Raw genomic sequence first — 11,465 nt, forward strand, 5'->3', positions numbered from 1 at the left:
ACCATCCGAACAAAATGCTATTGGCTTTAATATAAGGTAAAAGCGCAGTTAGGTCACGTTGGGAAATTGAGTGTACTTAATATAGGTAATTATCAATCGCATAGCGAGTAATAACTAACCTGTTCACTGAGTTAAAAATAAAATACAGTTTTGGTCAACGGTCTCAGGTGGTTGGGTGTATGGTTTGTGCGTGTTATAGTGAAGTCTTTATGTTTTTGGCTTTTATTCAAAGTGAGTTAGAAATCGAATAATTAAGTGATAGAAAAAGCTCACATTTGGAGAAGAGCCCAACGAACAATTAGGAGGCTAATTTGGAGATAGGTACGATAATCTCTCTCGCACTGTATTTTATTGCGATGTTGGGAATTGGGTTATACGCATATAAAAAGTCGACCAGTGATGTGTCAGGCTACATGTTGGGCGGTCGTAGCTTACCACCAAGTGTAGCGGCACTTTCAGCTGGTGCATCCGACATGAGTGGTTGGATCTTGATGGGTCTACCTGGCGCCATGTTCTTGTATGGTTTTAGCAGTACATGGATTGCAATTGGCCTTGTGATCGGTGCTTGGCTTAACTATTTATTGGTTGCACCACGCCTACGTGTTTACACTGAGTATGCAAATGATGCGATCACCATTCCTGACTATTTTGCAAATCGTTTGGAAGATAAAGGAAACGCGTTAAGAATAGTGTCGGCATTAGTGATCATTGTTTTCTTCACGCTATATACCTCTTCTGGTGTTGTTGCTGGTGGTAAACTATTTGAGAGCTCTTTTGGCCTAAGTTATGAGAGCGGCTTATATATCACAACTAGTGTTGTTGTACTTTATACTCTATTTGGTGGCTTTTTAGCAGTAAGTCTGACTGATTTTGTCCAAGGCTGCATTATGTTTATCGCTTTGATTCTAGTGCCTTTAGTTACCTTCTCACTGCTCGATAATCCGCTATCTCAAACACTAAATGAGTTAAATCCAACGATGTTAACTTGGGTTGGCTCGGCGGGTGCAATTGGCATTATTTCAGCCATGTCCTGGGGCCTTGGCTACTTTGGTCAACCTCACATTATTGTGCGCTTTATGTCAGTCCGTAGTGTGAAAGACATGCCAACGGCACGACGCATAGGTATGAGCTGGATGATAGTTGCTGCGCTTGGTGCTGTGGGTACTGGTTTGTTTGGTGCCGCTTATGCTCATGAATATGGGATTGTTGTGGATGATTCCGAAACCATTTTCTTGATTTTATCTCAGCTGTTGTTCCACCCACTAATTGCGGGATTCTTACTTGCAGCTATTCTTGCAGCAATTATGAGTACCATTTCTTCACAGCTGTTGGTGAGTTCGAGCTCGTTAACGGAAGACTTTTATAAGATTTTCTTGAATAAGCACGCTTCGGATAAAGAGCTGGTGCTTGTTGGCCGTACTAGCGTGTTAGTTGTAGCGCTTGCTGCAATTTACCTTGCGTATGACAGAGATAGCTCGATTCTAGATCTTGTAAGTAATGCTTGGGCTGGTTTTGGTGCGGCATTTGGCCCACTGGTGCTGATAAGTTTATTCTGGTCTCGCATGAACTTTGCTGGAGCACTTGCTGGTATGGTATCTGGTGCGGTGACTGTGTTGGTATGGATCTATGGTCCATTTACCTATAATGGTGAGCCGCTTAGCGCGACATTATATGAAATTGTTCCTGGATTCATTGTTGCGACAATCGCTATCTTTGTTGTTAGCTTGATGACTAAAGCGCCGAGTAAAGAGATCACGACCCTATTTGATAAAGTAGAAAAAGCGCTTGATTAAAGTCAGTTGAAGCGAATAAAAAACGGAGCGACAAGCTCCGTTTTTTATTCCAAATATATACAGCTCAACTTGCTACGTTAAGCCTGTCCTTTTAAGTGATTAATCACAACCTCGTGGTGATCTTTGGTTTTAAACTTATTGAACACATGCTTGATGGTACCGTCTTGACCAACTAAGAAAGATAGGCGATGAATACCATCATATTCTTTACCCATAAATTTCTTTAGTCCCCATACACCGAACTCGTCAGCAATAGCGTGGTCTTCATCCGAAAGTAAGTCAAAATTCAGCTCTTTTTTGTTTTCAAAGTTCTTTAACTTTTTCACAGGATCTGGACTAATGCCGACGGCAATCGTGTTTAAGTCAGCCAGTTCGGCTTTGTGGTCACGCAGATTTTCAGCTTGTACAGTACACCCTGGAGTCGACGCTTTGGGATAAAAATAGACTAACACTTGGTGAGACTTTAGCAGGGTAGCAAGCTCTACAGTCTCGTCATTTTGATTTTGCAGTGAAAATAGTGGCGCTTTATCACCAGCTTTTAAAGTATTCATAGTAAATCCTTAGCGAATGCGTCTAAATATATAGTCTACGTTTAAGGAGTGAGAAAGATCTTCGAACTGAACTTTAAAGTTGTCAATATCCACATCCACAGGGATATTAAACTCAAGCTCGCAGCGCATGTGTAGTTCGTCATCTTGTTCAAAGGTATCGGACTTCAGTGAACAAATATTCACTCCTTGAGCTGCGAAATAGCGCGTTACTTTACTTAACGTACCAGGAGTATCTAGTCCTTCATATTCCAAAGTATAACCTGCACTGTACTCGCCTTGTTGATGGCTTGCGGTGCGTTTCATCATAGTTAAGAGGCCAAGCTCCATCCCTTTGGCTGGTAAGGTGTGCTCGACACGACTAATAGACGCCATATCACCGGCAAGTAGCATGATAAAGGTAAATTCATTTCCCAATATCGCAATTCTACTGTCAATAATATTACAATTGCAGTCACTTACAAGCTGTGTCAATTCGCCAACAATACCAGATCTGTCTTCTCCAATGGCGGTTAAGACAAGTTGATGGTTTGCATGCATGGTCATTTTGGAACCTCTGATTTCACGTAATGCGCCCAAGGTTAATAATTAACGCGAAATACTACCATATCTGAGTTTTAGCGCTAGCGCGTTGTAATAAAAAATAGAATTGTGCCTGCAAGGCATGGTTGCTTGTTTTTCTAATGTATGACAAGTAACATAGGGCAAAATTTTGGCTATGAAATACGTGTTCCCAATATATTTGGTGGAATATTCGATGTCATAGCACTAACAATTCAGAGATTGTCAATTTTTGGCAACTTTGTGTGAACCAATTCGGCAATCCTAAATCATAACTTTGATTCGAATAACAATAGGGTTTGCTAAGGAGTAAATGAGTGCAGTATTGGATCCCAAAATCACTGGTTCTTGGAATTGCCGTGAGCCTAAGCGGCTGTAGTATTTTCACAAATGATGCACATCATGAAAGAAATTATCGTGCAAATGCTCCGGTGAAAGCCCCTGAAGGCTTGGCTCAACCTTACCGAGATCCTGAGTTTGCAATGCCAGTTGGTCAATATGAAAACACGGCCGAGCCTATAAGCTACCGTGCACCGCAGCAAGTTTTGACAGTTGCGCAAGGCAGTTGGGTCGAGCAGGGTGAAGACGTCGCAAGGATCTTTTTTGATAAGAATGACGGTATAGAAGATTTACCGGCATTTATTTGGCGCGCTGTGGATGGCGTTGTAGCAATGCACAACGCAGGGCTTGAAAGTGATAACAAAGCACAAGGGACAGTGACGACAACTTGGTATTCTCTGATCAAACCAAAAGAAGGCTGGTTTTGGGAAGAAAGTGTAGAGCCATCCAAGCAAAAGTTTAAATTTACCTTGGAGCAAAAAGAGCACCAGCGCACCGCATCACTTCGTGCGGAGTTGGTCGATTATCAAGGTGATGACGAGTTAACTGCGCTTCTAAAGAACCATTTAGAAGTACGAGCACTTAATGAAGTTGTAACCGAGTTTGACTATCAATATCGTCTACTACAAGTTGAAATGCGTAAGCGCCAAGGGGTACTGGCACTTGAACTTGGTTTTGACAAAAATGGTGATTCGGCGCTATTGACTGAAAAAGGTCAAGAAGCGGTGCTTGATCGTTTCTCTAACTTCCTCGAAAGAAGTAACTTTACGGTTGTCCGTGTTGATAGGGAAAAGCAGGAAGTCTTGGTACGTTACGAAGCGCCTGAAAGCAGCGTTTGGGACTCTATCTGGGGTGATGAAGCAGTTGTATTGCCAATAGACAATGGTGATTACACGATAAAGATCGCGCAAGCGCAGGATACGCGTACGTCAATTACTTGGAGGGATAGCGAAGGTAACGTACTTGATGCAAACACTATGAATAATCTGCATCAAGCCTTAATCACTTTGCTTAGGCAAAAAGGTCTAACGATTTAATAAATATAATAATTTAAAAACGAAAAGAGCTTCGGCTCTTTTCTTTGTTTTTGTGGAAGTAAAAAATGACTGAGAGCACTATGACACCACGCTCCACTTTACAAACGTGGTTTGCGTTTATCGTACCGTCATTGATTGGTATTTTTTTGTTTATGACGCCGGTGGCGGTTGGGGAGGCAATGACTATCCCGATTGCAGTGATGGCAAAATGGTTGCAAGCGCAACTAGCCCATTTTATGAAAGATATGATCGTTGCAATAGTATGTATTACAGGGATCATGAGTCTGGTGGTTAAACTTCTAAGACCCCAAGCGCTATTAAAAATAACCATAATAAAACACCTGTTCGATGTAAGCTGGATTTGGTTAATAACCCGACTAGTTGGTATGGTGTTTATTGTGCTTACCTTCAATGGTGTTGGTCCAGAAGCGATCCATTCGGAAAATACAGGGGCGTTAGTGCTCAATGACCTTTTGCCCGTGCTATTTTGTGTATTCATTTTAGCCGGACTATTGCTGCCACTCTTGCTTAACTTTGGCTTGCTTGAGATGGTTGGTACGCTTTTGACTAAAGTGATGCGACCATTATTCGGCGTGCCCGGACGTAGTGCCGTAAACTGTGTTGCATCTTGGCTTGGTGATGGTAGCGTCGGTATTCTGATGACCGCTCGCCAATACGAAGATAAGCATTACACACAACGAGAAGCAGCGATCATTGGTACTACATTCTCTGCGGTTTCCATCACCTTTTGTTTAGTCGTTATTGGTCAAGTCAAACTGGAACACTTGTTTGCACCATTTTATTTGACCGTATGTGCAGCTGGTTTTGTTGCAGCGATTATCGTGCCGCGCTTACCACCGCTCAGATTTAAAAAAGATATTTATGTTGATGGTAGCGATCATAATGAAGATTCGGAAGCAGTGCCTAAAGGGAAGGGGTTGTTGAGTCACTCTCTAGATATAGCACTTACTAAGGCAAAAACAGCACCAAGTATTAAAGGAACGGTAAAAGAAGGCTTATATAACGCATTGGATATGGTTTTTGCTGTATTACCAGTAGTAATGGCTGTTGGTACATTTGCGTTGATCATTGCTGAGCATACGCCAGTATTTCAATATTTAGGTACGCCTTTCGTTCCTTACCTCGAGTTACTCAATGTGGCAGAGGCAGAAAAGGCGGCCCAGACAATCGTTGTTGGCTTTGCGGATATGTTTATTCCGTCAATTCTTGCCGCAGGCTCCATTGAAAGCGATACCACTCGATTTATCGTCGCTGCCATGAGCGTAACTCAGCTTATCTATATGTCAGAAGTGGGTGCGTTACTGTTGGGCAGTAAAATTCCGGTGAACTTATGGGAGCTATTCTTAATCTTCATTTTAAGAACGCTTGTGACTTTGCCTGTCATTGTCTTCATGGCTAAGTGGCTGGTTGGTTGATCCTATTAGAGATGAGCAATTTATGCTGATTGCTCATCTCTAGCTTCATTTGGGTTATGACACGAAATAACCTGAACATGAGGCATCATAACCTGTTGATATCTTTTTTCACTTGATAACCCTCGTCCGTTACAATTTGTTCCAAAGTAGCAACTCTAGATTTTAACGCGTTTATTTCCGATTGCAGCTGTTCTCGTTCTTCTTTACTGTGAGAATCCATTTTTTTAAATTCTAAGCGGCGTTTATAAATCTCACTGATTATTCCGCTACCAACACAGATAAGCACAATGAGAAAAACCATCGTAGTGCCAGACATAATGCATTTACTCCTTTGTTGTTAATAAGTGATACCAAGATAAGTTTATTGTAGTGTAGACAAGTGACAATAAAAAATGGCACCACGATTTATCATCATGATGCCATTTAGTGTTTTATAAAGTGAACTGACAATTGTCAGTTAACACTCAATAATATTTACTGCCAATCCACCGCGCGCGGTTTCTTTATACTTGGTTTTCATGTCGTTACCAGTATCAAGCATCGTTTTAATCACTTTATCTAGTGACACTTTTTGATCGCCCGTACCGCGCAAAGCAAGACGAGATGCGTTAATGGCTTTAATAGAACCCATTGCATTACGCTCAATACACGGAACTTGCACAAGCCCACCGACAGGGTCGCAGGTTAGGCCCAGATTATGCTCCATGCCAATCTCGGCGGCGTTTTCAACGTGTACGACGTTACCACCCATGATTTCGGTTAGAGCACCAGCAGCCATTGAACATGCAACTCCTACTTCACCTTGGCATCCAACTTCAGCACCAGAAATAGAAGCATTCTTCTTATATAAGATCCCAATTGCCGCAGCAGTAAGAAGGTAACGTGTGGCAATCTCTATATCCACTTCTTTGATAAAAGTGTGATAGTACATTAACACCGCTGGAAGAATACCGGCTGCGCCATTAGTTGGTGCGGTCACTACGCGGCCGCCTGCTGCATTTTCTTCGTTAACTGCTAGTGCAAACAAATCCACCCAATCCATTGCGCGTAGCGGATCTTGGTGCGTTTCTACACTGAGTTTTAAATACAGGCTAGGTGCACGACGACGAACCTTTAAACCGCCCGGTAAAATACCTTCGGTTTTCATACCACGTTCAATACAAGCTTTCATCACCTGCCAGATATGGAATAGCGTATCTTTGATTTCAGATTCTTTACGTAGCGTTTTCTCGTTGGCCATCATTAACGAAGACACACTGAGCCCAGACTCTTTACACATTTCCAGTAGCTCGGCGGCTGAATTGAATGGGTAAGGTGCGGGGTTTTCTGTTCTGATATCTAGCGCTGCTTGCTTTTCAGCTTCAAAATTCTGGTCGGTAACGATAAAGCCGCCACCAATCGAGTAGTAAATTTGGCTATGAGCAAGCTCTTCGCCTTTGTATGCTTTAATTTCCATTGCATTGGAGTGCTTAGGCAGCGTTTTTCGACGGTGAAAAACAATCGCGCCTTGCTTAGGAAATTTTACTTTATGTTGCTTGTCGAGATAGATAACCTGTTCATTTTCTATGGTTTCTAAGATCTCTGGTACCAGATCTGCATCTATGGTCTCAGGGTCGTAACCCGCAAGTCCCAAAATAACAGCTTTGCCAGAGCCGTGGCCAATTCCTGTTTGGCCTAAAGAACCGAACAGTTCCACTTTCACCGAAGTGATATCATCAACGATGCCTTGTGCCTGAAGGTCTTGTACGAATAACCTAGAAGCACGCATTGGTCCCACTGTATGAGAGGAAGAAGGGCCAATACCGATACTAAACATATCGAATGCACTGATCATAAATTTTACTCACATTGCCTTTAAAACGGACGCCATCATAACGTGTCTAATTAGGGAAGTAACCCATAATCGGCAAAAGTATATGCCAGTTTTGCAGTAAGCATGATAGAAAGGTCTCTAATCTGCAAGGTGGAGGTGGATTTTAAAAAAAGGTCTTACCAGTTAAGGGCTAAAATAGGGCGGTGAACTGTTTGACGATTTTTGCCGTTGCGCCCCACAGTAAACCGTGCGCTGTCATAAACCCGTCGAGTGAAACGGGTTTGCCTTTATTGGTAAAACGGAAGGTTCGCCAATTCTTGGCCGTGCTTAATTGGTTTAATGGCACTGTAAAGGTTTGTTGCACTTCGTCGCTTTGATTTACCCAAGTCGCATCTTGTTGTACAGAAGCTACAACGGGAGTGATTTGGTAACCGGTGAGTGTTTGCATAAACGGTAATATGCCCAGAACTTGAGACTCAGAGATTGTCAGGCCTATCTCTTCTTCGGTCTCGCGCAGTGCAGTGTTGATGATATTACTATCTTGTTGTTCGACTTTGCCGCCAGGAAAGCAAATTTGACTTGGATGGCTTGGTAATTCGCTGCTGCGTTTGCAAAACAACAGGTGGGCACTAGCATTTACATCAACAATAGGAATAAGCACCGCACTTTGCTTGAGAGGATGCAGCGTGGTTGGTGTTTGCGCCATGATGGGGGCTAACATAAATTGCGATATAACCTGATCAATCTTCATTCAATACCGGGAGAATTTTATTCACTTTGTGGTAAGTCTCTTCAAACTCTAACTGAACTTGAGAGTCTTTGACTATACCACCACCTGCCCAGCAATGTATCCTATTTTGATGACAAACTAGGGTTCTGATAGTGATAGAGGTATCCATATTACCACAGGCGCTAAGGTAGCCGATTGAGCCACAGTAAACGCTTCGTCTGTGAGGCTCTAGTTCTTCGATGATTTCCATGGCGCGGATCTTAGGGGCACCTGTTATAGAGCCACCGGGGAAGGCGGCTTCGAGTTGATCAACAGCGCATTTACCCTCGGCTAGTTTAGACGTTACTGTGCTGACTAGATGGTGGACCGCAGGAAAACTCTCGATTGCAAAGAGTGATGGAACCGCAACAGAACCCGGCTTGGCCACTTTACCTAAGTCGTTACGTAGTAGGTCAACTATCATGACGTTCTCGGCTCGGTCTTTGCTGCTGTTTCTCAGTTTTTCAGCTTGCGCTTTGTCGGCGTCAGTATTTGGTAACCTTGGCAAGGTGCCTTTAATCGGTTTAGTTTCTACAATGTTGTCTTTAACTTGAATAAAGCGCTCCGGCGACACCGAAACTATAGCACTGTCTCCCAAGTTAAAAAATGCAGAGAAAGGCGCTTGGTTGTGGTTTCGAAGCTTTTTATACGCGAGCCACGGAGCTCCCTCAAAGTGAGCAGTGAAGCGCTGTGCTAGATTTATTTGATAACAGTCGCCACTTAACAAATAAGATTGAATGCGCTCAAAGTTTTGCTCGTATTTTGCTCTAGTCATGTTTGACTGCCACTGTGATGTCAGTCTAAATGGCTCGAACGCTGAGGTGTCTTCGAGCCGCTGCAAATACATTTCCAACCTCTGTGTATCAGGTTGAGACACATAAAACCAAGCTTTGACTACTTTGTCATAAATTAGCGCGTCTGGATACAAGCCAACACAGGCGTCGGGAAGCTTAATATCATGTTCCGCACAATGTGATATGTGTTCAATATAACGGCCAAGATCATAGCCAAAATAACCAAGCCAACCGCCATTAAAAGGTAAATCATGGGGAGCACTGCAATTACTAAACTGGGCAAGCTTATCTTTCATCACAGTGAAAATAGATTCAATCTGCAGCTTGCCGTCTAAAAATACATTTCCGTCTTTAGCTTCAAGTAAATTAATTGGTGCAATCGCAATGATATCGTAGCGGCTATTGATGTGATCAGAATCGCTGGAATCTAACAGGATAGCCTGAGATTCGTTTGCAAAGTGTTCAAATAATTCTAGTGCATTATGCCTAATGTCTAATTTTGTACAGTTTATTCGCTCGTTTATCATTTACTTGACCTGCAAAGCTAGCCCCAAACGGGCGGGGAGGTTATCATAGTTACCTGCTATTCCATAGTTTAAGGTATTGAAATTGACTTTCTGATGCTGAATAACAACAATTGCCAGCAAAAGTTTCAATACCAAAAAAATACCGTCGAAAATTGAGGAACCGTCATGAGTACAATCCGTCAGCAAGACTTTATTGATAGCATTGAAGATGCGCTTCAATATATCTCATTTTACCACCCACTTGATTTTGTCCAAGCATTAGAAAAAGCCTACGAAAAAGAAGAAAGTAAGGCTGCGAAAGATGCAATTGCACAGATCTTAATTAACTCACGCATGTCAGCAGAAGGTAAGCGTCCGCTGTGTCAAGATACGGGTATAGTAACCTGCTTCGTTAAAGTCGGTATGGACGTTAAGTGGGATAAAACTGACTTGACGGTACAACAAATGGTAGATGAGGGAACTCGTCGTGCCTACATGAACCCAGATAATCCGCTACGTGCATCAATCGTTGCTGATCCGGCAGGTAGCCGTAAAAACACTAAAGACAATACGCCTTCGGTAGTACACATTGACTTAGTACCTGGTGCTGAGGTTGAAGTGATGATTGCAGCGAAGGGTGGCGGCTCTGAAAACAAAACAAAAATGGTGATGCTAAATCCATCAGATGATGTTGCAGAATGGGTAGAAAAAACATTACCGACAATGGGCGCAGGTTGGTGTCCTCCGGGTATGCTAGGTATAGGTATCGGTGGCACAGCGGAAAAAGCGGCTGTGTTGGCAAAAGAGTCTTTAATGGATCCGGTTGATATCCATGAGTTGATGGAACGTGGTGCCGAAACCGCAGAAGAAAAACTGCGTCTAGAAATTTTTGAACGTGCAAACAAGCTTGGTATTGGGGCACAAGGTCTTGGTGGTTTAACAACCGTTGTTGATGTAAAAATCAAAACGGCACCAACACACGCAGCGTCTAAGCCTGTGGTGATGATCCCTAACTGTGCCGCTACACGTCACGTACATTTCACATTAGATGGTTCTGGCCCTGCAGATCTAAAAGCGCCAAAGCTTGAAGATTGGCCAGAAGTGACTTGGGAAGTGGGTGAAGATACGCGTCGTGTCAATCTAGATACTTTGACCAAAGCAGATATCCAAGAATGGAAAATGGGTGAAACTGTGCTGCTTTCAGGCAAAATATTAACTGGTCGAGATGCAGCGCATAAGCGTTTACAAGAAATGATGAATTCTGGGCAAGGTTTGCCAGATGGTGTCGATTTCACTAATAAGTTTATCTATTACGTGGGTCCGGTGGATGCTGTGGGCGATGAAGTAGTGGGTCCAGCAGGTCCTACCACATCTACACGTATGGATAAGTTTACTGATTTGATGCTAGAGAAAACCGGTCTTATCGGTATGATCGGTAAAGCCGAGCGCGGTCCAGCAACCGTCGAGTCAATCAAACAAAATAAAGCTGTTTATCTTATGGCTGTTGGTGGTGCTGCATACCTGGTGGCTAAAGCTATTAAGAAATCGCGTGTTGTGGCATTTGAAGACTTAGGTATGGAAGCTATCTACGAATTTGAAGTAGAAGACATGCCGGTGACGGTAGCCGTTGACAGCAACGGTGAGAATGCGCATACCCAAGGCCCTGCAATTTGGAAAGCACGAATTGAAGAGCTAGATAGCAAACTTAGCTAATCAAGTCGCATTGATGGAAAATGTATAGGTACTTTCCATTTCTACATTTGGCTCCGTTGTTAAATTAACGATCTGGAGTATTATTGAGGAGGCTATTAGCCTCCTTTTTTGTACTGATATGTTTACACCACTAATTTACCTTCCGTTTACGTAAAC

General features: G+C 42.9%; 10 protein-coding genes. 4 read left to right on the forward strand and 6 right to left on the reverse strand.

Going from position 1 to position 11,465, the window contains the following annotated elements:
- Positions 1–311: 311 nt before the first annotated feature.
- On the forward strand, positions 312–1,793 hold the full coding sequence (putP, locus tag L1D50_RS02490; RefSeq protein ID WP_239965437.1) for a sodium/proline symporter PutP: 1,482 nt from the start codon (positions 312–314) through the stop codon (positions 1,791–1,793).
- Between the two features lie 77 nt (positions 1,794–1,870).
- Here putP and bcp read toward each other — a convergent pair whose 3' ends face one another.
- Positions 1,871–2,344: a thioredoxin-dependent thiol peroxidase gene (gene bcp / locus L1D50_RS02495; protein ID WP_138521966.1), complete on the reverse strand. Its 474-nt coding sequence runs from the start codon at positions 2,342–2,344 to the stop codon at positions 1,871–1,873.
- Positions 2,345–2,353: 9 nt separating this feature from the next.
- Positions 2,354–2,887 (reverse strand): ACT domain-containing protein, encoded by a 534-nt coding sequence (locus L1D50_RS02500; protein WP_128727848.1) that lies wholly within the window; start codon positions 2,885–2,887, stop codon positions 2,354–2,356.
- Between the two features lie 332 nt (positions 2,888–3,219).
- On the opposite strand from L1D50_RS02500, the gene bamC reads away from it, so the two are divergent.
- Together bamC and L1D50_RS02510 are read left to right on the forward strand one after the other, a co-directional pair.
- The gene (bamC, locus tag L1D50_RS02505) at positions 3,220–4,278 is read left to right on the forward strand and encodes an outer membrane protein assembly factor BamC (RefSeq protein WP_128727847.1); all 1,059 of its coding nucleotides are present in this window, start codon (positions 3,220–3,222) and stop codon (positions 4,276–4,278) included.
- Between the two features lie 65 nt (positions 4,279–4,343).
- On the forward strand, positions 4,344–5,714 hold the full coding sequence (locus L1D50_RS02510) for a YjiH family protein (protein ID WP_128727846.1): 1,371 nt from the start codon (positions 4,344–4,346) through the stop codon (positions 5,712–5,714).
- 85 nt (positions 5,715–5,799) lie between these two features.
- On the opposite strand, the gene L1D50_RS02515 is transcribed toward L1D50_RS02510, so the two are convergent.
- From L1D50_RS02515 to pabB, 4 genes are all read right to left on the reverse strand, one after another.
- On the reverse strand, positions 5,800–6,030 hold the full coding sequence (locus L1D50_RS02515) for a hypothetical protein (protein ID WP_138521968.1): 231 nt from the start codon (positions 6,028–6,030) through the stop codon (positions 5,800–5,802).
- A 141-nt stretch (positions 6,031–6,171) separates the two neighbouring features.
- Complete coding sequence (locus L1D50_RS02520) at positions 6,172–7,548, reverse strand: L-serine ammonia-lyase (RefSeq protein ID WP_128727844.1); 1,377 nt, start codon at positions 7,546–7,548, stop codon at positions 6,172–6,174.
- A gap of 169 nt (positions 7,549–7,717) precedes the next feature.
- Entirely contained in the window at positions 7,718–8,278 is a 561-nt protein-coding gene (locus L1D50_RS02525; RefSeq protein ID WP_128727843.1) for a CoA pyrophosphatase, read from the reverse strand.
- Entirely contained in the window at positions 8,268–9,617 is a 1,350-nt protein-coding gene (gene pabB, locus L1D50_RS02530) for an aminodeoxychorismate synthase component I (RefSeq protein ID WP_138521970.1), read from the reverse strand. Before pabB ends, L1D50_RS02525 begins: the two co-directional genes overlap by 11 nt.
- A 165-nt stretch (positions 9,618–9,782) precedes the next feature.
- Here pabB and L1D50_RS02535 point away from each other — a divergent pair, with 165 nt between their 5' ends.
- On the forward strand, positions 9,783–11,309 hold the full coding sequence (locus tag L1D50_RS02535) for a fumarate hydratase (RefSeq protein ID WP_128727841.1): 1,527 nt from the start codon (positions 9,783–9,785) through the stop codon (positions 11,307–11,309).
- Positions 11,310–11,465 lie beyond the last annotated feature (156 nt).

This window comes from Pseudoalteromonas sp. Isolate6 (assembly GCF_022398435.1).
GTDB lineage: Bacteria > Pseudomonadota > Gammaproteobacteria > Enterobacterales > Alteromonadaceae > Pseudoalteromonas > Pseudoalteromonas galatheae.